At 67.8% G+C, this 22,383-nt stretch carries 20 protein-coding genes; 12 read left to right on the top strand and 8 right to left on the bottom strand.

The features are described 5' to 3' along the window. Positions 1-83 precede the first annotated feature (83 nt). From ACQY4K_RS19035 to ACQY4K_RS19005, 7 genes are all read left to right on the top strand, one after another. Positions 84-1,172 (top strand): lysophospholipid acyltransferase family protein, encoded by a 1,089-nt coding sequence (locus ACQY4K_RS19035; protein ID WP_428391763.1) that lies wholly within the window; start codon positions 84-86, stop codon positions 1,170-1,172. A gap of 121 nt (positions 1,173-1,293) precedes the next feature. Continuing rightward, positions 1,294-2,715: a tRNA (N6-isopentenyl adenosine(37)-C2)-methylthiotransferase MiaB gene (miaB, locus tag ACQY4K_RS19030; protein WP_428396222.1), complete on the top strand. Its 1,422-nt coding sequence runs from the start codon at positions 1,294-1,296 to the stop codon at positions 2,713-2,715. Continuing rightward, positions 2,712-3,839 carry a PhoH family protein gene (locus ACQY4K_RS19025; RefSeq protein ID WP_428391762.1) on the top strand — a complete coding sequence of 376 codons (1,128 nt, stop codon included), beginning with the start codon at positions 2,712-2,714 and terminating at the stop codon, positions 3,837-3,839. Before miaB ends, ACQY4K_RS19025 begins: the two co-directional genes overlap by 4 nt. Further along, the gene (ybeY, locus tag ACQY4K_RS19020) at positions 3,823-4,290 is read left to right on the top strand and encodes an rRNA maturation RNase YbeY (RefSeq protein WP_428391761.1); all 468 of its coding nucleotides are present in this window, start codon (positions 3,823-3,825) and stop codon (positions 4,288-4,290) included. Before ACQY4K_RS19025 ends, ybeY begins: the two co-directional genes overlap by 17 nt. Beyond that, complete coding sequence (locus ACQY4K_RS19015) at positions 4,287-5,246, top strand: hemolysin family protein (RefSeq protein ID WP_428391760.1); 960 nt, start codon at positions 4,287-4,289, stop codon at positions 5,244-5,246. Before ybeY ends, ACQY4K_RS19015 begins: the two co-directional genes overlap by 4 nt. Before the next feature lie 127 nt (positions 5,247-5,373). After that, positions 5,374-7,725: a beta strand repeat-containing protein gene (locus ACQY4K_RS19010; protein ID WP_428391759.1), complete on the top strand. Its 2,352-nt coding sequence runs from the start codon at positions 5,374-5,376 to the stop codon at positions 7,723-7,725. Positions 7,726-7,739: 14 nt separating this feature from the next. Continuing rightward, entirely contained in the window at positions 7,740-8,165 is a 426-nt protein-coding gene (locus tag ACQY4K_RS19005) for an organic hydroperoxide resistance protein (protein ID WP_428391758.1), read from the top strand. Here ACQY4K_RS19005 and ACQY4K_RS19000 read toward each other — a convergent pair. From ACQY4K_RS19000 to ACQY4K_RS18975, 6 genes are all read right to left on the bottom strand, one after another. Then, entirely contained in the window at positions 8,152-8,742 is a 591-nt protein-coding gene (locus ACQY4K_RS19000) for an ATP-grasp fold amidoligase family protein (RefSeq protein ID WP_428396220.1), read from the bottom strand. The two genes, ACQY4K_RS19005 and ACQY4K_RS19000, sit on opposite strands and share 14 nt — an antisense overlap. 6 nt (positions 8,743-8,748) lie before the next feature. After that, positions 8,749-9,099, bottom strand: a complete 351-nt coding sequence (locus ACQY4K_RS18995; RefSeq protein WP_428391757.1) for a hypothetical protein — start codon at positions 9,097-9,099, stop codon at positions 8,749-8,751. A 118-nt stretch (positions 9,100-9,217) separates the two neighbouring features. Then, positions 9,218-10,276: a YihY/virulence factor BrkB family protein gene (locus tag ACQY4K_RS18990; protein ID WP_428391756.1), complete on the bottom strand. Its 1,059-nt coding sequence runs from the start codon at positions 10,274-10,276 to the stop codon at positions 9,218-9,220. Continuing rightward, the gene (locus ACQY4K_RS18985) at positions 10,215-11,864 is read right to left on the bottom strand and encodes a flavin-containing monooxygenase (RefSeq protein ID WP_428391755.1); all 1,650 of its coding nucleotides are present in this window, start codon (positions 11,862-11,864) and stop codon (positions 10,215-10,217) included. The genes ACQY4K_RS18990 and ACQY4K_RS18985 overlap by 62 nt, the downstream gene beginning before the upstream one ends. Further along, positions 11,861-12,841 (bottom strand): alpha/beta fold hydrolase, encoded by a 981-nt coding sequence (locus ACQY4K_RS18980; RefSeq protein ID WP_428391754.1) that lies wholly within the window; start codon positions 12,839-12,841, stop codon positions 11,861-11,863. Before ACQY4K_RS18980 ends, ACQY4K_RS18985 begins: the two co-directional genes overlap by 4 nt. Before the next feature lie 4 nt (positions 12,842-12,845). Continuing rightward, positions 12,846-13,682 carry an SDR family NAD(P)-dependent oxidoreductase gene (locus ACQY4K_RS18975; protein WP_428391753.1) on the bottom strand — a complete coding sequence of 279 codons (837 nt, stop codon included), beginning with the start codon at positions 13,680-13,682 and terminating at the stop codon, positions 12,846-12,848. A gap of 28 nt (positions 13,683-13,710) precedes the next feature. Here ACQY4K_RS18975 and ACQY4K_RS18970 point away from each other — a divergent pair, with 28 nt between their 5' ends. The 3 genes from ACQY4K_RS18970 (at position 13,711) to ACQY4K_RS18960 (ending at position 16,941) form a co-directional block, all read left to right on the top strand. Continuing rightward, the gene (locus ACQY4K_RS18970; RefSeq protein WP_428391752.1) at positions 13,711-14,322 is read left to right on the top strand and encodes a TetR/AcrR family transcriptional regulator; all 612 of its coding nucleotides are present in this window, start codon (positions 13,711-13,713) and stop codon (positions 14,320-14,322) included. Between the two features lie 152 nt (positions 14,323-14,474). Then, positions 14,475-16,076, top strand: coding sequence for a long-chain-fatty-acid--CoA ligase (locus tag ACQY4K_RS18965; RefSeq protein ID WP_428391751.1), 1,602 nt, complete (start codon positions 14,475-14,477; stop codon positions 16,074-16,076). A gap of 4 nt (positions 16,077-16,080) precedes the next feature. Further along, positions 16,081-16,941, top strand: coding sequence for a protein-L-isoaspartate O-methyltransferase family protein (locus ACQY4K_RS18960; RefSeq protein WP_428391750.1), 861 nt, complete (start codon positions 16,081-16,083; stop codon positions 16,939-16,941). A gap of 7 nt (positions 16,942-16,948) precedes the next feature. Here ACQY4K_RS18960 and ACQY4K_RS18955 read toward each other — a convergent pair whose 3' ends face one another. Both ACQY4K_RS18955 and ACQY4K_RS18950 read right to left on the bottom strand, forming a co-directional pair. Next, complete coding sequence (locus tag ACQY4K_RS18955) at positions 16,949-17,974, bottom strand: hypothetical protein (protein WP_428391749.1); 1,026 nt, start codon at positions 17,972-17,974, stop codon at positions 16,949-16,951. Continuing rightward, a complete protein-coding gene (locus ACQY4K_RS18950; RefSeq protein WP_428391748.1) occupies positions 17,971-20,052 on the bottom strand; it encodes a phospholipase C in 2,082 nt (693 codons plus the stop codon). The genes ACQY4K_RS18955 and ACQY4K_RS18950 overlap by 4 nt, the downstream gene beginning before the upstream one ends. Before the next feature lie 117 nt (positions 20,053-20,169). On the opposite strand from ACQY4K_RS18950, the gene ACQY4K_RS18945 reads away from it, so the two are divergent. Then, entirely contained in the window at positions 20,170-21,483 is a 1,314-nt protein-coding gene (locus ACQY4K_RS18945; protein WP_428391747.1) for a YcjX family protein, read from the top strand. A gap of 92 nt (positions 21,484-21,575) precedes the next feature. Beyond that, positions 21,576-22,376 (top strand): DUF697 domain-containing protein, encoded by an 801-nt coding sequence (locus tag ACQY4K_RS18940; RefSeq protein ID WP_428391746.1) that lies wholly within the window; start codon positions 21,576-21,578, stop codon positions 22,374-22,376. Positions 22,377-22,383 lie beyond the last annotated feature (7 nt).

Genomic DNA, 22,383 nt, shown 5'->3' with positions numbered 1-22,383 from the left:
GACCTGTCTCGCTTCATCATGGGCCGCGCAAACTGCAAGCCAACCCAGGCCTCGCGCAAGGGGAGTCGCGGCAGCCAACGATTGTGACCGGTTCCGGTTCGGGCTATCTGGGTCCGATGCAAGCAGCACCTCGTCGCCTCGGCCGGCGCTTCTCCGGTAGTGTCCGACTGGTCGAGGCCGGACCGGCTCAACACGACATGCTGGGACACGACAAGCCCGGACATGATAGGATCGGCGTCCCCCCGCTTGCCGATCGTGCCCCGCACCGGCTGCCGCCGACACGACGGCTGTGGCGTCGCCTGCGGGTCATCCGGCGCGGTCTGGTGGTCCTCGCCTGGACGTTGGTCGCTGGCGTAATCCAGTCGGTGCTGCTCGCTTTGCCGGGCCGCGGCAAGGCTCGCTTTGCCCGGATCTACTGGGCCGTGAACTGCAGGCTGGTGGGGGTCAGTGTCCGGGTCATCGGCGTGTCGGCGTCAGGTCTTGGGGCGACTGGTCATGGACGGCCGGTGGTGTATGCGTCGAACCATTCCTCCTGGCTCGACGTGCCGGTGCTGGGTGGATTGCTGCAGGCCTGCTTTGTCGCCAAGGACGATGTGGGTCGCTGGCCTCTGGTCGGCCAGGTGGCACGTCTCGGCCGCACCATCTTCGTCAGCCGGCAGCGCGGCACCACCGGGCGCGAGCGCGACGACATGCGGCTGCGGCTGGCGGCCGGAGACGACCTGCTGCTGTTCCCCGAAGGCACGAGTTCGGACGGGACCGGCGTGCTGCCGTTCCATTCCTCGTTCTTCGCCTCGGCGAAACCCACCAACGGCAAGATGGGCGACGTGGGCGACATTGGCGACGTGCCGTCCTGCGCACCACTGGTGCAGCCGGTCTCGGTAGTCTACGACCGCTTGGCCGGATTGCCGGTGGGCAACGCCCGCCGGGCGGTATTCGCCTGGTATGGCGACATGGATCTCGCGTCGCATTTCTGGGCACTGGCGCAATGGCGCAGCATGCGCGCCAGTGTCTGGCTGCACCCGCCGCTCGACCCGGCCGACTTCCCCACCCGCAAGGCCCTATCGCAGGCGACCTGGGAGGCGGTGGCGCGTGGTGCGGCGGTGCTCCGACAGAATCGCCCGGTGCCGATCGATGACACCAATGAAAACAGAGACTTGAGAATCTCCGCTTGACAAAACCGATGAGACGTTTGCCTGATCGTCCAGTATTCTGGTCGGATAAGGAAACTGCCGCCCGCATGATCGGTCTTTTGGCGCGAAATTGTCTTCACGGAATGTTCCGGCGCGCAGCCGGATCCATCGCTTGACGCCCCACGTACCGATCGCGACCGCGCCACCTGCAACACCCAAGCGTCTGCACGTCATCACCTGGGGATGCCAGATGAACGTGTATGACAGCGCGCGCATGACCGACGTACTGCGTCCGCTCGGCTACGCCCCGGCGACGGATGCGGCGTCTGCGGACATGGTGATCCTCAACACCTGCCATATTCGCGACCGGGCGACGGAGAAGCTGTTTTCCGAACTCGGACGGCTGCGCCGGATCAAGGACGCGCGTGCCGCCGAAGGTGCGACCACGATCATTGCCGTGGCCGGCTGCGTGGCCCAGGCCGAGGGGCGCGAGATCCTGGCCCGTGCGCCGTTCGTCGACATCGTGCTCGGGCCGCAGACCTATCATCGCCTGCCGGAGATGGTCGCGCGCGCCGCCCGCGCGGCCAAGGGCGAAGGCAATGTCGGTGTGATCGACACCGATTTCCCGGTCGAGCAGAAGTTCGACTTTCTGCCGGCCGCGACTGGACCGCAGCTGCCCGGCGGCGTTGCCGCCTTCCTCACCGTACAGGAGGGGTGCGACAAGTTCTGTTCGTTCTGCGTGGTGCCCTATACGCGCGGCGCCGAGGCCAGCCGTCCGGCCGCCTCGGTGCTTGACGAGGCGCGGCGTCTGGTCGAAGGCGGGGTGCGCGAGATCACGCTGCTCGGCCAGAACGTCAACGCCTATCACGGTGTGGGTCCCGATGGCAGCACCTGGTCGCTGGCACGGCTGCTGACGGCACTCGCCGCAATCCCTTGCCTGCGACGGCTGCGCTACACCACCTCGCACCCGCGCGACATGGGCCCCGATCTGATCGCGGCACATGGCGATCTGCCGGCACTGATGCCGTTCCTGCATCTGCCGGTGCAATCCGGCTCGGATCGCATGCTGGCGGCGATGAATCGTGGCCACGACCGCGCCGAGTATCTGGCCCTGGTGGCGCGGCTGCGCGCGGCACGCCCGGATCTCGCCTTGTCGTCGGACTTCATCGTCGGTCATCCCGGCGAGAGCGAGGCGGATTTCGAGGAGACCTTGTCGCTGATCCGCGAGGTCCGCTTCGCGCAGGCGTTCTCCTTCAAGTATTCCGCCCGTCCCGGCACACCCGCGGCCGGTGCTGAGGGACAGGTGCCCGAGGCGGTCAAGGATGCGCGACTGGCCCGGCTGCAGGCGCTGATCCGCGCGCAACAGGACGAATTCAACGCCGCCAGCGTTGGTGCGGTCATGCCGGTATTGTTCACCGGCCGAGGCCGCAAGCCGGGCCAGCTCTCCGGACGCTCTCCCTACCTGCAGGCGGTGCACGCCATCGCACCCGACGGCCTGATCGGCAGCGAGGCGACGGTGACAATCGAGGCAATGCTCACCAATTCACTGACCGCAACCCTCTTACGGGAGAGAGCCTGCGCTTGAGCGATCTGTCGGCGGCAACCCTTCCCACCCATGCGGCGCGCGCGCCTGCCGCACGCCTCCCCACTGCGCACACCGCGACCCTGCAATTCAGCGACAATGCGCGACTCGCCGTCCTGCTCGGCGACCATGACCGGCATCTGGTCAGGCTCGAGCAGGGCCTCGGCGTGCGTCTGTCGTGCCGCGGCAACCGCATCGCCATTGCCGGCGATCCGGGCCGTGTGGCGCTGGCGCGCTCGGCGCTGACCGCTTTGTATCGACGCATCGAGGACGGTGCAGGCGTCGATTCCGCCGAGGTGGATGCGGCGATCCGCATGTCCGACCTGCACGGCGCGGTGCTGGACGGCCCGCGCCTGGCCAACCGAACGCCTTTGGTATCGCTGGTCGAGGACCCGCGCCTGCCGCTCGCCGACTTGCCGGCAATCCGCACCCGTCGCGGTGCGATCACGCCGCGGTCGCCCGGCCAGGCAGGCTATATGGAGATGCTCGCCAGCCTGGAGATGGTGTTTGGGATCGGGCCCGCCGGCACCGGCAAGACCTATCTCGCGGTGGCGCAGGCGGTGGCGATGCTGCAGGCCAACCAGGTCGACCGCATCGTGCTGTCGCGTCCCGCGGTCGAGGCCGGCGAGCGGCTGGGCTTCCTGCCGGGTGACCTGAAGGAGAAGATCGACCCCTATTTGCGGCCGCTCTACGACGCGTTGCATGACATGATGCCGGGTGACCAGGTGGTCCGTCGCATGGCGGCCGGCGAGATCGAGGTGGCGCCGCTCGCCTTCATGCGAGGACGCACGCTCGCGCATGCCTTCGTGATCCTCGATGAGGCGCAGAATACCACACCGGCGCAGATGAAGATGTTCCTGACCCGCATGGGTTCGGGCACGCGGATGGCGATCAATGGCGATCTCAGCCAGATCGATCTGCCGGCCGGGGTCGGCAGCGGCCTGCGCGAGGCGGTCGAGACCCTGGAGGGTTTGCGCGGGATCGGCATCACCCGCTTCGCCAGCCGCGACGTGGTGCGCCATCCCCTGGTCGCAGCCATCGTCGATGCCTATGATCAACGCGCGGCGGCTGAACGGGACCGTTCCCCGAACAAGGCGCGCCGGGAGCACGATGGAACCGCCAAGTAGACCCTCCCTCGCGGGAGCACGATTACGGCCCGAGATCATTGTCGTCGATCCTCGCTGGCGCCGGCTGGTGCCGGGCATTGCCGCACTCGCCAAGAGGGCCGCGACCGCCGGCGGCGGTGCCGACAGCGTGGTGCTCGAGTCCGACCGCGGCCTGCAACGGTTGAACCTGCGCCATCGCGGCCGCAATGCGCCGACCAACGTGCTGAGCTTCGAGAGCCCGGGCCCGGGTGGCGGCGAGATCGTGCTGGCGCTGGAGACGGTGCGTCGCGAGGCGCGCGCCGCCGGCCGACGGCCCGCGCACCACATGGCGCATCTGGTCGTGCACGGTGCGCTGCATCTGCGCGGTCACGACCATCACGCCGCCGGTGCCGCGCGACGAATGGAGATGCGCGAGGCGCTCCTCCTGAGCGGGCTCCGTGTCCCGAATCCCTGGAAGCAGCGCGACCCATGAGCGGCCACCCCGACCCCATCGACGGCGCCGGTCACGCCGAGAGTGGCGCGCGCCCGCTGCGTCGTGGCCTGATCGGCTTGTTCGGGCGGCGACGGGTCGAACAGGGACGGCTGCGCTCGTCAATCGCGGCCCTGGTGCAGGAAGCCGCGGAGGCGCCGCAGAACCCCGGGGACGAGCCGGAGCTCGACCGCCAGGAGCGTGCGCTGATCGCCAATGTGCTGCGCCTGCGCGGGATTACCGTCGACGACGTGATGGTGCCGCGCGCCGACATCGTGGCGATGCCGGTGGCGAGCGGCTTTGATGACGCGCTCGCACTGCTGCGTCGCGAGAACCACTCCCGTCTGCCGGTCTACGGCGAGCAACTCGACGACGTGCTGGGCATGGTCCACATCAAGGACCTGATGGCCTATGCCGGCGAGCCCGCGCGTTTTAGGCTGCAATCGATCCTGCGCCAGCCGCTGATGATCGCGCCGCAACTGCCGGTGCTCGATTTGCTGCTGCAGATGCGTCAGCGGCGCGTCCACCTGGCGCTGGTGATCGACGAATATGGCGGCGTCGACGGCCTGGTGACGATCGAGGATCTGGTCGAGACCATCGTCGGCGACATTGCCGACGAGCACGACGAGCCAGCCGCGGTCATGCTGGTCGAGCGCCATGACGGCACCTTCGATGTCGATGCACGCATGGAGATCGAGCCGTTCGTGGAGCGGCTCGGCCCGGTGCTGACCGAAGAGGAGCGCGAAAGCGACATCGAGACGGTCGGCGGCCTGGTGTTCATGCTGGCAGGGCACGTGCCGGCGCGTGGCGAGATCCTGACCCATTCGAGCGGGCTCGAATTCCGGGTGCTGGACGCCGACGCGCGCCATATTCGCAAATTGCGGATCAAGCTGGCTGAAACCTGGCCAGCACCCGACGCCGTGAACACGATTTCGTCAAGCGATTCGCCCGCTGGCTGAGCCGTCCGCAAGTTCCTGCGGATATGATGCTCTATTCACGAAGTAACGGGCTGTTTGCGTCCATTGACATCGTTGGCTTCAAGCAATATCCCGAGTGCTCGGAAAGTCGAGGCAGGGAATTTATGTTATGACTTCTTTTATCTTCTCGACCAGCGACAGTACAAACAATACGCTTGGCGGCGTCTACGGCACCGATGGGACCCAGGCCGGCACGGTCCCGATCGGTAAATATCAAACCGGTCCCTATGCCAGTGACATCCTCGCAACCGGACCGGTGTTCCAGGGTCGCGCGTTCTATCTCGAAAGCGACTATGCCGGGAGCGGCGCCGCGTACACCAATCTGGTCAGCACCGACGGCACCGCCGCCGGAACCCGCTCGGTGCTCGCCTTGGCTTATTCGGAAAACCCGACGCCGACTGGCGTATGGGATGTGAACGGCATCCTGATGGCGGCCGGCACGGCGAGCGGGCTCGTGGCACCCGGACCGGTCACCCCGGGCCTATGGGCCAGCAAGGACGGCAGCAGCTTCACCCTGGTCGCATCCGGTATCACCGCGTCGGACATCGTGGTCTCGAACGGCGTCGGCTATTTCGCCGCCCTGAGGGCGGACGGCAGCAGCGCCGGGCTGTGGCGCACCGACGGCACCGCGCACGGCACCGCCAGCATCACGCCCACTGGTTCTTCGCTCAATCCAGTCAATTTCACAGCCGCAAGCAATGGCCTGACCATCTTCACCGACCAAGGCAGCCAAGGGCCAACCGGCCCCGAGACCAACAGCACGCTCTGGGTGACCGACGGCACGCAGGCCGGCACCCATGCGATCGTCAACGCCGCCCTGGGCACGAACCTCTGGACCGAGGCCGGCGCGGTCAGCGTCGGCGGCCGTGCGATCTTCGCCGCAGTCAATGCCAGTGGCCTCTACAGCGTCTGGTCAACCGACGGCACCGCGTCCGGGACCGTCGACATCTTCGACGAAGGCCTGGCCTATGCGCCAACCCGACCGATCACCGGGCTTGCGGCCTGGGGCGACAAGCTGGTCATCGAGACCGGCTACGGGCTCTATGTCACCGACAACACCGGCGCCGACGTAACACAGATCGCGCCCTGGGCCGCCACCTACCCCAGCGAGGCGTCGGAAGAACCCGATTTCGTGGCACTCGGCAACAAGCTGATCCTGGCCTCGCCCGGCGCCGGCCAGGACGGCAGCGAAATCCCCTCCTTGCTCTATGTCAGCGACGGCACGACGACCGGCTCCGCCGAGTTGGCACTCCCCAGCCTGCGCAGCATCATCGGGGCACTCACCGTCGTCGGTCACCAGGTGGTCTTCGAAGGCATCGATACGTCCGGCAGGACAGCGTTCTTCGTCACCGACGGCACCGCGTCGGGATCGCGCGAACTGTCGCTGCCCGCCGGTGTGGCTCTCGACCCAGTTCACCCGGCTTTGCTCGAGGCGCTGGCCAACTCGGATTCGTCAGTCGTGACGCTCGGCGGTGGTGCTCAGTTCTACAACGCAGCGGCCGGCGCCATCGTGCAGCCGGGCAGCGGCAGCGACACCATCACCGCGAACGCCGGAGGGGTCAGCGTGCTCGGCAGTGCCGGCCAACTGACCTTCTTCGGCGGCACGGCGCCGAGTTCGGTCGCCGGCGGTACTGGTGCGGACACGATCTTCGGCGGCGCCGGCGGCGGCACCTACACCGGCGGCAGCGCCGGCCACAACATCCTGATCTCGCAAGGCACCAACGGCGCCGTCACGCACCTCACCGGCAGCGGCGGCTTTGATCAGATCTTCGGGTCCGCCACCGGAGAGGACGTGCTGACCGCGGGCCCGGGCCGCGACTCGCTGATCGGCGGCGGTGGTCCCACGACAATCACCGGCGGTGCCGCGGCCAGCGTGATCTTCGCGGGAGCGGGGCCGACCAGCGTGGTCGGTGGCAGCGCCGGCGGCGATATCGTCGTCGGCGGCAGCGGCGCCCTTTCAGTCACGGCGCGATCGGGCGATGCGATCTTCGGCGGCGCGGGCGGCCTGACCGTGAGCGGGAGCCTGAAGGGTGCTGACTCCATCGTCGGCGGCGACGGGCCGCTGAGCGTGGCAGGGAGGGGCGGCAACATGCTGGTGGTCGCCGGCACCGGCACGTCCAACGTCAGCACCGGCAACGGCGCCAGCCTGGTGTTCGCCGGCGCCGGCAACCTCTCTCTGGTCGGCGGCGCCGGGTCCATGCAGGTCGTTGCCGGCGCCGGCCATGCCACCATCATCGAGGGTACCGGACCGACGACGCTGGAGGCGGTGCGTGGTGCCGCCGGCGGTGCGGACGTGATCAGCGGCTTTCGCCCCAGTCTCGACCGGGTGGCCTTGTTCGGCTATTCACCGGCGCAGCAGACGGTGCAGACCCAAGGCGGATCCACTGTCATCTCGCTTGCGGACGGCACCAGGATTACCCTGCTTGGCGTCAGCGACCCTGGCCACGCAATCATCGGCTAACCCGGAGCACCAGCATGCCCACGACCGTTCTCTACACCACCGCAGCCCGCGCCACCGGCGGCCGCGACGGCCATGCCGCGACCCTCGACGGCAGCCTGGATGTCAGTCTGGCGACCCCGAAGGAACTTGGCGGCGCCGGCGGCACTGGCAACAATCCCGAGCAGCTCTTCGCCGCCGGCTACGCCGCGTGCTTCATCGGCGCGATGAAGGTTGTGGCCGGCCAGGGCGGCCCGCACATGCCCGCCGACACCAGCGTCACCGCCACGGTCGGCATCGGCCCGCGCTCCGAGGGCGGCTTCGGTCTGGATGTCGCTTTGGCCGTCTCATTGCCGGGCCTCGAGCACGCGCAGGCTATGGCGCTGGTGGAAAAGGCGCACGCGGTCTGCCCCTATTCGAACGCCACCCGCGGCAATCTGGACGTGAAGCTCAGCGTCGTCTGAGAGTGCCGCGGCGCGTGTCGAGCTGCCACATGTCGCCCAGCGTGCGGTCGTAGGATTGCGGCGTGTAGGGTCCGCAGGCGCCATCGTTGTAGTGCGTGAGCTCACCGAAGCGGATGGCGCCGCCCGCCAGGTAGAGATCGACGCGGACATAGTCGAACGGCCCTCCCAGCCTCTCGGCCATGCCGATCAGCGCGTCGATCTCGGCCGGCAGCTTCAGATCGGCATCCGGCGGCGTCTTCTTTCGCACCGGCAGGCGACACATTGCCTCGTCGAAATAGGTCAGACGGTGCAAACCGAAGCGGCCGGTATGCACGGCGAGCATCCGGACCCGTCCGTGAAAGACATGGAACTTGTAGTCGGCGGGGCCGTCGCCGTTCTCGCCGTCCAGCATCGCCTCGGCGAGCAGCCTGGGCCTGACATCGCGATAGCCCCATTCATAGGTGTCGGCGTAATGGTTGCGGCCGAGCCATTCCCGCGCCTGCGCCGTGGCCGCGGCCACATCGAGGGCTGCCTTGTCATGCACCAGCAGGTTCATGTTCCAGCCGTGCGTGGCTTTCAGCACGAAACGCGCGGGCAGCGCCTGCTAGTCGATGTCCTCGGCGCGATCCCACGCACCCAGCAACGGCACCAGCACCTCGCTACCAACCCTGGCCGCCACCCAGTCCCGCACCAGGAGCTTGTCGATGGTCAGCGGGATCAGCGGGTTGCGGTCGTGCAGCATCCGCCAGGCGACCTTCTCGTTGAGCGTGCGCGGATGCCGCAGGTCGGGGATGTAGCCGAGTGCCGTCTGTAGCCTGTGGCGCAGGCGCCTGCGCACGAGCAGCCTATGCAGCGGCGGCCACAAAGCAGCCGCGCGGCCCACGGCATCGCGCAACGCAGGCGAGGATGGCCGCTCCCAGGATGGCCACGCAAATCCGGCAGTCGTGGTTCGCATCGGAACGGAATGCTCGTTTTGGTTTGTTCGCGCAACAATTACGGTTGCATTACGATCCTGTCCAGACAAATCGCTTTGCCGGGTTTGCCCTGCCCCGGAACAGCAGGACTGCGGCCGGTCAGGCGGCCGCTATGGCGTCCGCCTTTTGCGCGCCCCTCTGGCCGGGGGGCTGCTCGTCGCCGACCGTGGTGTCGCGGCCGGTCTGATGTTCCAGCTCCGCATTCAGTTCGGCGCCGATCAGGATGACCGACGCCGACAGCCACATCCAGGTCATGAAGCCGACCGCCGCCCCGAGCGATCCGTACGTCCGATTGTACGAGCCGAAGTTCTGCACGTAATAGGAGAAGCCGACGGAGACCAGGAGCCACAGCACTGTCGCCCCGACACTCCCCCAGCTCACCCAGCTCCAGCGCGGTTGCGCTCGGCTGGGGCCATAACGATAGACCATGGCCAGGAACAGGCTGAGCACGATCAGCAGCACCGGCCAGCGTGCCAGGCTCAGCAGCGTGTTCGCCGTGCTTCCCAGACCCAGGAAACCCAGCACGGCCGGCAGCACCACAACCCCGGTAAGGGCTGCGATCAGGAACAGCACGGCGCCGAGCGTGAACGCCAAGGTCAGCGCCGTCAGAACAATGAAGCTCCGCTTTTCCTTTTCGTCGTAGACGACGTTCAGGGCGTCGAACAAGGACTTCATTCCCGCATTGGCGCTCCAGATCGAGGTCAGCAGGCCGATCACCGCGCGCAAGCCGAGCCCCGTGCTGGGCTTGGACGTCAGCGACGCTATCTGCTCGCGCAGGATTTGCATGCCGCCACCCGGCAGCACCCCGGACAAAGCGGAGAGCTGATCCGAAATCGTCTTCGGGTTGGCGATCAGCCCATACAGCGACACCAGGGTCGCCAATGCGGGAAAGATCGCAAGCAGGGTGTAGAAGGTGACGGAGGCGCCTTCGGCGAGGACGCGATCCGCGGAGATCTGGCTGAACACGCGCCTGGCAATCTGCCACCACCCCTTCGGTGGGATCCCCAAAGGAGTCTGGGCGCCGTAGCCTGCCTGATGCCGAGGCGTCGCGGCGGCGGCGTGATGGCCGTCGCCAGCGTCAGCCGTGTTGTCACCCTTAACCGAGGGCGGCTGTATCCGCGCGAGCAGGCCGAGCAAGGCGAGCAGCGTCACCGACACGACCCCCATTGCCCTGAACACTTTTGTCAGCCCCATCCTCGACCCGATCTGCATGCGTTTCACGGACGTCGCAACGTTCCGGGGCCGCGGAAGATGCAGCGCGCGAGAACGCCCCCCTTGAGAACGCCAGCGTGCCGTCCCGGAGCAGGCCGAACCGTATGCTCAACAGATCGAACAGGTAGTTCTGGTAGACCTGCCAGGGCTTGCGCGTCCCCTGCCGGGGGAAGCCGTCGATCGAGCGGCGAACATAGCCCGAGCTGAAATCCAGCAGTGGCCGCTCAATGACACGCGTGTCGCGACGCGGCATGCAGACCGCGTAGTTGCGGCGCTTCATGAAGTTGAGCAGGCGGCAGACATAGGCGCAGGTCAGGTCGGCCTTCAGCGTCCAGGAGGCGTTGATGTAGCCGAATGCGATGGCGAAGTTCGGCACCTCGCTGAGCATCATGCCGCGATAGGTCATGGTTCGGGCGGGATCGACCGGCACGCCGTCCACGCAGAGTTCCATGCCGCCGAGGAACTGCATGCGCAGGCCGGTGGCGCTGACCACGATGTCAGCCGGCAGTTCGACGCCGGAGCGGAGCCGTATCCCGTGCTCGGTGAAGCGGTCGATCTCGTCGGTCACCATCTGCGCCTTGCCGGAACGCAGCGTCTCGAACAGGTTGTTGTCCGGCACCAGGCAGAGACGCTGGTCCCAGGGATTGTAGCGCGGGTTGAAATGGGTGCCGACATCGTAGTCGGTGCCGAGCGCCTTTTGCGCCAACTCGGCGATGCGTGCGCGCGCGCGATCCGGCCTGCGTCGCGCTTCGCTGTAGAAATAGATGCCGAGCAGGACGTTTTTCCAGCGTGCCAGCCGATGCGCGAGCGGCGCCGGCAGACGCTTGCGCAGACCATTGGCGATCACGTCCTCGGACGGCAGAGAGACGACATAGCTCGGCGAGCGCTGCAGCATCGTCACCGAGTGCGCGGTCTGCGCCAGGGCTGGCACCAGGGTCACCGCGGTGGCCCCGCTACCGATGACGATGATCCGCTTGCCGGCCCCGTCCAGCCCCGGCGGCCAATGCTGCGGATGGATCAGGCTGCCGGCGAAATCCCCTGCCCCCGCATAGTCGGGCATGTAGCCGTCGGCATAGTTGTAGTAGCCGCTGCAGCCGAACAGGAAATTGCAGCTGAACTGCACGCGTTCGCCGCTCCGTGTCGCCTCGGTCCGGGTCGCCTCGGCCCGGGTCGCCTCGATGGTCCAGAGCCGTGCTGCCGCGGACCAGTTGGCGCGCACCGCCCGATGACCGAAGCGTATCCAGCGATCGACCCCGTAGGCGCGCGCCGTGTCGCGCACATAATCAAGGATCGCGCCGCCGTCGGCGATCGCCTTGGCCTGCCGCCAGGGGCGGAAGCTGTAGCCGAGCGTGTACATGTCGGAGTCGGAGCGAACTCCGGGGTAGCGAAACAGGTCCCAGGTGCCGCCGATCGTCTCGCGCCCCTCCAGGATCAGAGCGCGTCTCCCGGGACAATGCATCTTCAGATGACAGGCGGCACCGATGCCGGTCAGCCCGGCGCCGATGATAACGACGTCGAAATGCTCTACAGTCATACTGAATCTCCACGGCGCGCTGCCACGCGCTCGATAAAGTCCGCGGTACGCTCAGGTGCTGTGACCGGCAGCATGTGACCGGCGCCCTCGACGAGTTCGAGATCAAGATCCGGGATCAGCGCTTGCAGCGCATTGCCGTGGACTATGGGATCGAGAATGCGGTCGCCGCTGCCGTAGAGCACACCGACCGGCAGCCGCAGGGACCTGTAGCGCGCGACCATGCCGGGCAGGTCGGCCCCGGAATGCACCATGTCGGTCGAACCACCATAGAAGCTGGACGGCCGCAGGCTGAGCAGGCCGCCGCCGCGCGTCGGGAAGTCGGCGGGTGGCACTTCCGGCCCGAACACGGCTGCGAGCACGCGGTTGCGGTTGAGGATCGCCGACGGCAGCGCCAAGGTCCAGGCGGTCAGCGCCCGTCGCCAGGGCGAGGCGATGGCAAAGCCCTCCAGCCCGGCCGGCGGCGTATCCAGCGGGTGGGTTAGCGGCGCGATCAGGGCCAGGGCGCCGACCTGGTCGGGATGGTTCAGCGCCAATGCCAGCGCAATGGCGCCACCCAGCGAATGGCCGACCACCACCGGCCGTTCCAGCCCAAGTGCGGTAATCAGGGCGGCAACGGAATCCGCCTGCGCGCTCAGCGTCGCCGGTGCCCCCGGGGCGCGCAGCGAATAGCCCGATCCCGGACGGTCGAGTGCGACGACCCGGTGGGTTCGCGCAAGCCGCGCCACAACCCCGTACGTGAAGTTGCGCAGCTGCGCGCCCAGGCCGTGGATCAGCACGATCGTGGGCGCATTCGCGTCGGCCTGCTCCGGGCCCTCGTCGACATAATGCAGCCGTGTGCCGCCGATCATCACGAAACGGCCGAGTGGCGGCAGTGCGCGCTCGACCCGCGCGGCCACGGTGCCGGTCACGCCCGCCAATGCCGCGCCGGCCAGTCCGACGACGGCGGGAACCCCGAGCAGCCACGGCTTTATGCGCATTGTCTCAATTCCCTCCGCGATCGCCGCGCCGACCCATTCGTTCGAGCAGCCGCCAATAGGATACCGGTGCCAGACGCTCAACGGCACTGGCAATCCGCGCATCACGGCCGACCAGCACGCGCGGCCGGCGACGCTCCATCGCGCGCACGATCGTCTCCCCGGCGATTTCCGGCGGCAGGGTCAGCATCGCCTCGAAACGCGGCACCGCCCGCGCCGCCTCTTCAGCGTCGAGTGCCGCCGCAAGCCGGGCACTGCGGGCAATCGCGGTCGCCACCCCGCCCGGATGCACGACGGTGATCCCGACAGGGGTGCCGCGCAGCTCCTGGCGCAGCGATTCCGAAAACCCGCGCACGGCGAACTTGCTGGCGACGTAAGCAGTTTGTCCGGGTGGTGCGATCAGCCCGAACAGGCTCGACAGGTTCACGATCCTGGCTTCGTCGCGCGCGCGCAGCAGCGGCAGGAAGGCGCGGGTCATGCGCACCACGCCCCAGAAATTGATCGCGAACAGCCACTCGAAATCCGCCTGCGAGAGCTGCGCGAAGGAGCCGCCGAGGGCGACGCCGGCATTGTTCACCAGCACATCGACGCCGTCATGCGCCAAAAGCACCTGCTCGGGAAAAGCCGCCACCGCCGCCGGGTCGGCCACGTCAAGTCGATGGCAGCTGATCCGCGACGCGCGTCCGGCGAGACGCGCGGTCTGCTCCAGGCCGGCCTCGTCGAGATCGGCCAAGGCCAGCCCGCAGCCGCGCCGCGCCAACGACACCGCGATCGCCCGGCCGATACCGCTGGCGGCGCCGGTGATCACCGCATTACGCCCCGAGAGCGCCATTTCTGCTGACATGCAAAGATCACACGATTAATCTACATCGATGTCAACTATCACGGAAGTGAGACCGGAGCGCCGCCGCAAGCCGCAGGCGGTGCGCACGGCGGCTCTTGCCGTCGCACGCCGGCTGCTGATCGCGGGCGGACCCGGCGCGATCACGCTCAAGGCGATCGGCGCCGAGCTCGGCATGTCGCACGCCAACCTGATCCATCATTTCGGCTCGGCCGAGGCGCTGCGCGGGCAGCTTCGCGACCTCATGCTGCGCGACCTGACCAACAACACCACCACACTGCTGGAGCAGTCCGGCCCGGCGAGCCTGGCGCTGATCGTCGACACGGTCTTTGAGACCTATGCCGAGGGCGGCATCGGCATGCTGATGGCATGGGCGGCGACGGGTGCGGCACGCGGGGCGACCGACGAGACCGCCGGCGCGCTGCGCGAGCTGCTGGCCGCACTCGGCCGCCTGCTCGACGGCCCGGATGCCGCGCGTCGGGCGCGCGACATGGTCAGCCTGGTCACCTTGATGGCGTTCGCCGATAGCCTGATCGGCAAGGCGCTGGCCGAGACCATCGGCGGCGAGCCCGCGGCGATGCGGGCGCTGACGACGCGTCTGCTGGCAAGCATGGCCCTTCCGCGCGCGTCGCCTCAGACCTAGTGCAGCGACCCAAACAGACCTTACAGGTCTGTTTGGGTCAAAGCTGCACGTTGTCAGTATGCTAGGGCACCTTAGACCCAGACAAAGCTGTTCGCTTTGTCTGGGTCGGTGCACTAGCCTGCGGCGTGGCGTAATCGTGGGGGAAGACGGCAATGCTTGGCCTGATGCAGGATTGGCCGCTGACGCTCGACAGGATCATCGATTACGCGGCCACCCGGCACGCCACCCGCGTCGTGGTCACGCGCTCCATCGAGGGGCCGATCGTGCGCAGCACCTATGCCGCGATCCACAACCGTGCCAAGCGACTCTCCAGCGCCCTGCTCGCCGACGGCATCGCCCCGGGCGACCGCGTCGCCACCCTCGGCTTCAACACCGCGCGCCATCTGGAAGCCTGGTATGGCACGATGGGCATCGGCGTGGTCTGCCACACCATCAACCCGCGCCTGCATGTCGATCAGATCTGCTGGATCGTGGGTCATGCCGAGGACCGCATCATCCTCGCCGATCCGCCGTTCGTGCCGCTGCTGCTCGAACGGCTCGCGGCGATGCCCAGCGTGCGGCGGATCGTCGTGCTGGCCGACGCGCTGACCACGCACGCCGCACCCCTGATCGCGTACGAGGACTGGATACGCGATGCCTCGGATCACTGCGACTGGGGCCGCTTCAGCGAAGAGACCGCGGCCGGGCTCTGCTACACCTCCGGCACCACCGGCAATCCCAAGGGCGTGCTGTACTCACACCGTTCGAACTTCCTGCACGCGTTGATGGCCATCCAGCCCGACGTCATGGCGCTGTCGGCCACCGATGTCGTGCTGCCGGTGGTGCCGATGTTCCACGCCAACGGCTGGGGCCTGCCCTTCGCCGGACCGGCGGTCGGCGCCAAGATGGTGATGCCGGGGGCGAAGCTCGACGGCGCCTCCCTGCACGAGCTGATCGAAACCGAGGGCGTCACCTTCTCCGCGGCAGTACCCACGGTGTGGCAGATGCTGTTGGCCTATCTCGACGAGACCAAACAACGCCTGTCGACACTCAAGCGCGTCCTGATCGGCGGCGCCGCCTGCCCGGAGAGCATGATCCGCGCCTTTCACGACCGCTACGGCGTCGACGTCGTGCATGCCTGGGGCATGACCGAGACCTCGCCGCTCGGCAGCACCGGCAAGCCGGCCGGCGAGATGGGCAGCCTGCCGTTCGAGGAGCAGATCCGGTTTCGCGTCAAGCAAGGCCGACCCCCACTCGGCATCGACCTCAAAATCGTCGACGAGCAGGGTCGCCGTCTCGACGAGGACGGCCGCAACGCCGGCTATCTGCGCGCACGCGGCGGCATCGTCGCGCGCGCCTATTTCGGAAACGAGACGAGCGTGCTCGACGAGGACGGGTTTTTCGATACCGGCGACGTCGCCAGCATCGATGCCGACGGTTTCATGCAGATCACCGACCGCTCCAAGGACATCATCAAATCCGGCGGCGAATGGATCAGCTCCGTCGAGATCGAGAACATCGCCGCCGGCCACCCGAAGGCACTCCTCGCCGCGGTGGTCGGGGTGGCGCATCCGAAATGGGGCGAACGACCACTGCTGCTGGTGCAGCTCAAGCCCGGTGAGAGTGCCGAGGCCGCCGACTTCATCGCATTGCTGGACGGCCGGATTGCAAAATGGTGGATGCCCGACGAAGTCCGTTTCGTGCCCGTAATTCCGCTCGGCGCCACCGGCAAGATCGACAAGAAGCGGATCCGCGCGCAACTCTCCGGCACATAGCACCATGTCCGAACCGTTCACACCCTCCGAGCTCCTGCTCGTACGCAGGGCCTATGCACGGCAGATTTTGACCTCCCAGGGGATCACGGACGCGCCGCTGGAGTCCGCGTTTTCACGGGTCGCGCGCGAGCGATTCCTTGGTGATCCGCCCTGGAAGACAATGAGCGCCTCCGGGGAATACCGCGACACACCGATCAGCGACCCGGTCGCCGTATATCAGGATCTGGTTTTCGCGCTCGATCCCGCACGCGGCGTCAACAACGGCAGCCCCTCCTTGCATGCGCACTGGTTGCACGCGATCGGGCCGCGGCCGGGCGAGCGGGTGTTTCATATCGGCGCCGGAGCGGGATATTACACCGCAATCCTGGCGGAGCTTGTCGGACCGGACGGGAGCGTCGTCGCGGTCGAACGCGATCCAATCCTGGCGGCAGTCGCTCGGGCCAACCTCGAGGGTTACAAGAACGTGCGTGTTGTCGAAGCAGACGGCACCGCACTTCCGGACGCGCCCGCGGACTGCGTCTATGTCAATTTCGGGGTCGAGCGGCCCATGGCACCCTGGGTCGAGGCCCTGCATGACGGCGGCCGGCTGGTCTTCCCGCTCGGATTTCCCCGAGAGACGTTCATCGCCGGCGGCGGTTTCATGATAACGCGAGACGAGACCGGGTTTGCCGCCCGGTTTCTTGGTCGGGCCTATTTCATCGGGGCCGAGGCCGCAGCGCCTATGGCACCGGACTACCGGGACCGGATGCGCCAAGCCTTTCTCGATGGGCAGCCTTCCCGGGTTCGCCGGCTGATCTGGCACCGGCGCGAGCCGCAGACCAATCCGTGGTTTGCGGGCGAGACCTGGGCGTTGTGCGAACAGTGAGTTCGGCTCACTCAATCGCGGCGGCGCCGATCAGACCGCCTGCGTTCCAGAGCGCGTTCGGCCCTGGCGGCAGATCGAGCCGGCTGCCGGGGCCGGTGGTGGCGGCCAGGATCTCGCCGTAATTGCCGCCCACGGCCAGTGCCCGTGCTGCCCACCCATCGCGCAGGCCAAGCAGGCTTGCGAGCCCCGGGGTCGGGCCGAGCAGACGGCGGGCGTAGGACCCCGTGCTGCTTTGGGCAAGCTGTTCGGCCTGTGCTAGATTGCCGCGGGTAATGCCGTCCTGGTCCGCTTCGATCAGGGCGGTCACGACATCGGCGACCAGGGTGGTCCAGGTGGAGTCATCCGCGCGCGTGGCCGCCGCGAACGGGTCATAGGTGATACGCTGGGCAAGGATCTCGAAGTCCGCGACGCGCCCGTGGAAAGCCGCGCGCATGTTGGCGAGCGTCGACACATCCGCGGTGATCGCCTGGCAATGACCCGCGGTGAGGGCCGCCTCCATCTCGCCCGCCTCTTCGTAAGGGTCGGACATGAGACCAATGCCCGCGTGTTGATGCCACGCGGCGAGACCGCCATCCGCCGGCGTCTCCGACAGGAAGCAGATGGTATGTCCGCGCAGGCCCGCGAGATCGTGCACGTGCAGGCTGCGTGGCAGCAGGAACCCCTGACCGTCGATGAACAGGGTCGGCGAGAAGCGCAGATGATTGAGCGTCTCACTGGCCGCATTCGGCGTGGTGCCGACGAGAACCGCGACGCTGCCCATGCGGAGTGCGGCAATCCCGTGTGGATCGTCGGGAAACCCGACCAGATGCGCCTCGTTTGCATCGCCAAGCGACGCTGCCGCGATGGCGCGGCAGATTTGCGACGAGAACACCGACAGATCGCCGTGGCTGTCAGTCTTGGTGAAATCCTCCTGCTCGACGACGACGCCGCAAGCCAGCGCGTGGTGCGCCCGCGCGGCGTCGAGGGTGTGCGACGGGCTCGCCTGCGCCGCAAACGGCACCACGCATGCGAGCAGAGCCAGCCGGCGGATCACGGTGTCCAGCTTGCCGCGGTCGGGATGCCGGGCGTGGTCCGCGGACGCGGATTGAAGTCCGACGGCGCCGGATCGATCAGCTTGCCGGCTGCGTAGTCGGTTGGGGTGATGTTCAGCACGGCACATCCCTGGCCGCCGTAATGCGGCAGCGTGTGGACGATCAAGGCGGGGATTTCCGCATAGCTTGCCGGCAGCGGCCGCATATCGCCGGTCAGGCGCGAATTGTCGAACGCGGAGAACAGGTCTCCCGCCTCGCTGTCGGCGCCGTCGTCCGGCTCGAGGCCGCCCTGGCCGAACTCCTGGCTCCCGAGCTTGCGTCCCTTCACCTCGTCGGGCAGGTCGGCGAGCGGGGTCAGGCCGAACAGCTCGTTGATGAATTTGATGACCGAGCTGTGCTCGTCATATTCATGGCTGATCGCATGCGCGCGACTGTACGGCGAGATGATGATCAGCGGGATGCGCGGGCCGCCGGAGAGCGGATTGCCCTCGGGATCGAGCTGGCGAATATGCGGGAGCGCCTGGTCGTAAAAACCGTCGGTCTCATCGTAGGTGATGATGATGGCGCTGTCCTTCCAGTATGGCGAGGCGGCGATCGCATTGACCGCGTCGGCCAGCAACGACTCCGCGATCTGCGTATCGGAGTATCCCGGATGGTCGTCGTTCCCCTCGAACGCCGCCCGCACCGCCGGGTTCGGGTCGATCGGAGCCAGGCCGTCATTGTTGCCGTAGCCGCCCCGTACGTAGAACACGCCGCCCTTGGCCGGCAGCTTTTGCGCCGCGACATCGCTGTAGAAGTCGCCGAGCCCGTGCAGGTTTAAAACGACTTTCGGGTTGTCGCCGACATAGCCGAAATATTGCGGACCGTTATGGTGGGTGATGTAGGTGTCGTGCGTCGGCGTGCCGCTGGTGTCGGTCGGCTCGAGGTCGTAGCCTTCCTGGTACCAACCCCAGTTGGTCGGCGCCACCTTGTCGCTGGCAATGGCGCGGATATCGTCCTGCACATCCAGCAGGTCCAGGGCCGGATTGAGATCGGACCGCACGGTGGTCCCGATCGCCCGGCCCATGAAGGAAAGCGGCAGGGTTGCATAGGTCTGGTTGAGGGACGGAGTCGCCGCCGATATGTGGTTCCGGCCATAGGGCGGCTTGTTCGGGGTGACATCTAAGTTCGATCCGGCGTACGGGCCAGCGTCGGTGACCACCGGCTCAACGCCACTCCGGGCCACCATTGGATTGGTCTTGTTGCCGCCGGCCCGCGGATGCAGCGCCCACTGGGTCACGCCGGACTGGCCCGCGATCATCGCAATCGCGTTCGGAGACGAGGGTCCGATGATGGTCTGGTACATGTTGTCAAACAGTGTGAAATGATCCGCGAACCGCCACAGGAACGGCACAGTGCCGCAATCATCGTGCGCCATCACCACTTCCCCCATCTGCTTTTGCACGAGCGTCGGATTTCTGGTGGCCGCGACGCCCGTCTTCAGCGAGACGATCCTGCCCTGCGCATTCGTGGTCAGGCCCTCCTCGTTCAGCGCGTAGCGGTCGTTTTGCGCAACCTTGCGCGCAAAATCGAGGCTGTTGAGGTAACCGGTATGCGAGTGGTCGACGGACGCGGTGTCGGCCGGGTAGATCTGCACGGTCCTGCCGTTCACGTTGGTGACGGTGGCCGGCATCAGGAACGGCGAGATGGTGCCGACCTTGCCGTTGGTGTCGACCAGCTTTTGCTCGAAGCCAGGCGTCTTGTCGATCGGCTTGCTGAACAGGCCGCGCGCGCCCGGATAGGTGCCGAAATGCATGTCGAAGGCGCGGTTCTCCTGGAACAGCACGAACACGTATTTCACCTTGCGGCGCAGCAAGGCGAGCTTGGCCGCGTGCGACAGCACCGGCTCGCTGGTCGGCGAATGCATCATCGCCGACACCGCCTTGCTCGACGGCGGCGCCAGCACGACCATGCTTGCATCGGACGGATTTCGCGAGGCGAGATCACTTGCAGGCTGCCCGCACGAAGCAACCAGCGGCTGCACGACAAAGGCCGCCGCGGCGACAGCGCTCGTACTGTTCAGGCGAAAGCGACGCGACATGGATGGGTTCCTGAAGCAGTGACGGGGCCGCGCCGTTGTTATGGCTTGGCGCTGAAACATTGAAGGTCATTAACGTTATCGTTTGAAGACGAATTTCGACTTGGAGACGCCAGCGACGTGCAACCGCAGATCCCCCGCATCCGCAGCCCGCTCGACTACGTACGGCCCAGAGTGCTGCGGATCGGCGTCACCGGTCTCGCGCGCTCCGGCAAGACGGTGCTGCTGACCTCGCTCGCCTCCAGCCTGCTGGCGTCCAATGCAGTCGGGGGTGCGATCCGCTCGGCCCGGCTGGCGCCGACGGGGGCGGCGACGATCCCGCGCTTCGACCAGGCGCGCCACCTGGCCGCGCTCGCCGCCGATCCGCCGCGCTGGCCGGAGCGCACCGACGCGGTCGCCCTGCTGGCGATCGATCTCGAACTCGGCACGCCGTCGCTGCCGCCGCGGCGGCTGCGTCTGGAACTGCTCGACTACCCAGGCGAGTGGCTGCTCGACCTGCCGCTGGTCGCCCAATCCTACGAGCACTGGTCGGCCGACACGCTGGCCCGACTGCAGCAGCCGGCGCTGGCGCCGCTGGCCCGCGACTTCCTGGCCTTTTGCACCGGCCTGCCGGCCAACGCGGCACTTGACGAGAGCCTCGCCGAAGCCGGGCACCGGCTGTATCGCCGCCTGCTGGAACGGCTGCGCGACGAGGCCGGCCTGTCGATGCTGCAGCCCGGACGCTTTCTGATGCCCGCTCCCGGCGCGCCGCCGCCCTGGGAGATGTTCTTTCCCGCCCGCGGTGCCGGCGGGCTGCACCGGCTGCTGGCGCGCCGCTACGACGCCTATGTCGATGCCGTACGCGACGGGCTGGTCGCGCCGCTGTTTGGCGATGTCGACCGGCTGGTGGTGCTGGCCGACCTGCTCAGCGCGCTGCAGGCCGGCCCGCTCGCCTTTGCCGATGTGCGCGCCTCGCTCTCGGCGGCAGCGTCGGCGCTGCGTTGGCAGGGCTCCTGGCGCGAGGCGCTGGCCAGCCTGGCAAAGCTGCGCAGGCCCGGACGCGTGATCCGGCGGGTCGCATTCATTGCCAGCAAGGCCGACCATGTCGCCGAACGGCAACGCGGCAACCTCGCGGGCTTGATGCGCACCATGACCGGTATCGCGGGCGGCCCGAAGACCGCGGCATTTGCCGTCGCCGCCGCACGCTGCACCGAGGATTTCGTCTGGACCCTCGACGGCCATCCGGTCTCGGCGGTGCGCGGACGGGTGCTCGGCGAGACCACGATGACCCGCTCCTACCCGGGCGAGGTGCCAGACCGGCCGCCCGATGCCGGCTTCTGGACGCATCCCTTCCTCACCTTGCCGCGCTTCGAGCCGATGCGGCTGCACGCGGACCGTGTGCCCAACCTCGCCATCGCGGAGCTGCTCGGGTTCCTGCTGGAGGATGTCCTTTGACCATTGGCGAGCCGCGCGTGGCGCCCCACCCTGCCCCTCGTATAGAACGCGAATCCGGCCGTGCAGACCGGCTGGAGGCAATAGAGCCCTCCGTGCCGCTGCCGGAGCGCCCCGCCTGGAGCATGCCCGCCTGGAGTATGCCGGTGCTGGCGCTGTGCGGCTTCGCGGTGCTGGCGATCGGGCTTGCCGGCCTGCAAACCGGCAATTTCGTCGCCGACGAGTTCCGCCGCTCGCCGGTGCTCGGCTGGCTCACGCTCGCGGTCGCGGCGACCGGCTTCGGGCTCATCCTGCTCGGGATCGCGCGCGAGCTGCGCGGGTTGCTGCGGCTGGCCGCCGTGGACACCTTGCATCGCGATCTCGCCGGCAACGATGCGCAGGCGCGCGCCCGCGCGGCCAGGCGCTGGCTCGCCCGACTCGGACCCAACGAGGACGCAGCCCGCGTCGCCCCGGCGCTCGCCGCGCTGAACGATCCGGATGCCATCGTGCCGCTGCTGCGCGCCGGGATCGAGGCCGGCTTGCGCGCGCGTGCCGACGCGCTCGGCCGCAGGGCAGCACTCCAGGTGGTCGCCGGCATGGCGGCGGCCCCCGCGCCGGCGCTGGTGGTGCTGCTGATAAGCTGGCGCGGCCTGCGGCTGATCCGCCAGGTGGCGGCGGTGTACGGGCTGCGGCCGGGACTGTTCGGGACGTTGTCGCTGCTGCGTCGCACCGCGTTCGCGGCCAGTGCCGCGGCGGTGACCGAGGTCGCGGTCAATAGCGCGGCGCACGCGGCACTGAGCACCCCGCTGCTCGCCCATCTCGCCGGCGAGATGGCCGGCGGCGCGGTCGCGGCGCGTCGCATGATCGTGTTGGCGCGCGCCGCCGCGGTCGCCTGCACGCCGCTGCCGCCTGGCTGAAGCGACC

Origin of the sequence: Lichenicoccus sp. (genome assembly GCF_965276875.1) — a bacterium.
Lineage (GTDB): Bacteria > Pseudomonadota > Alphaproteobacteria > Acetobacterales > Acetobacteraceae > Lichenicoccus.
The sequence above is the reverse complement of the archived record's forward strand: the minus strand, read 5'-3'. Positions and strand labels throughout refer to the sequence as shown.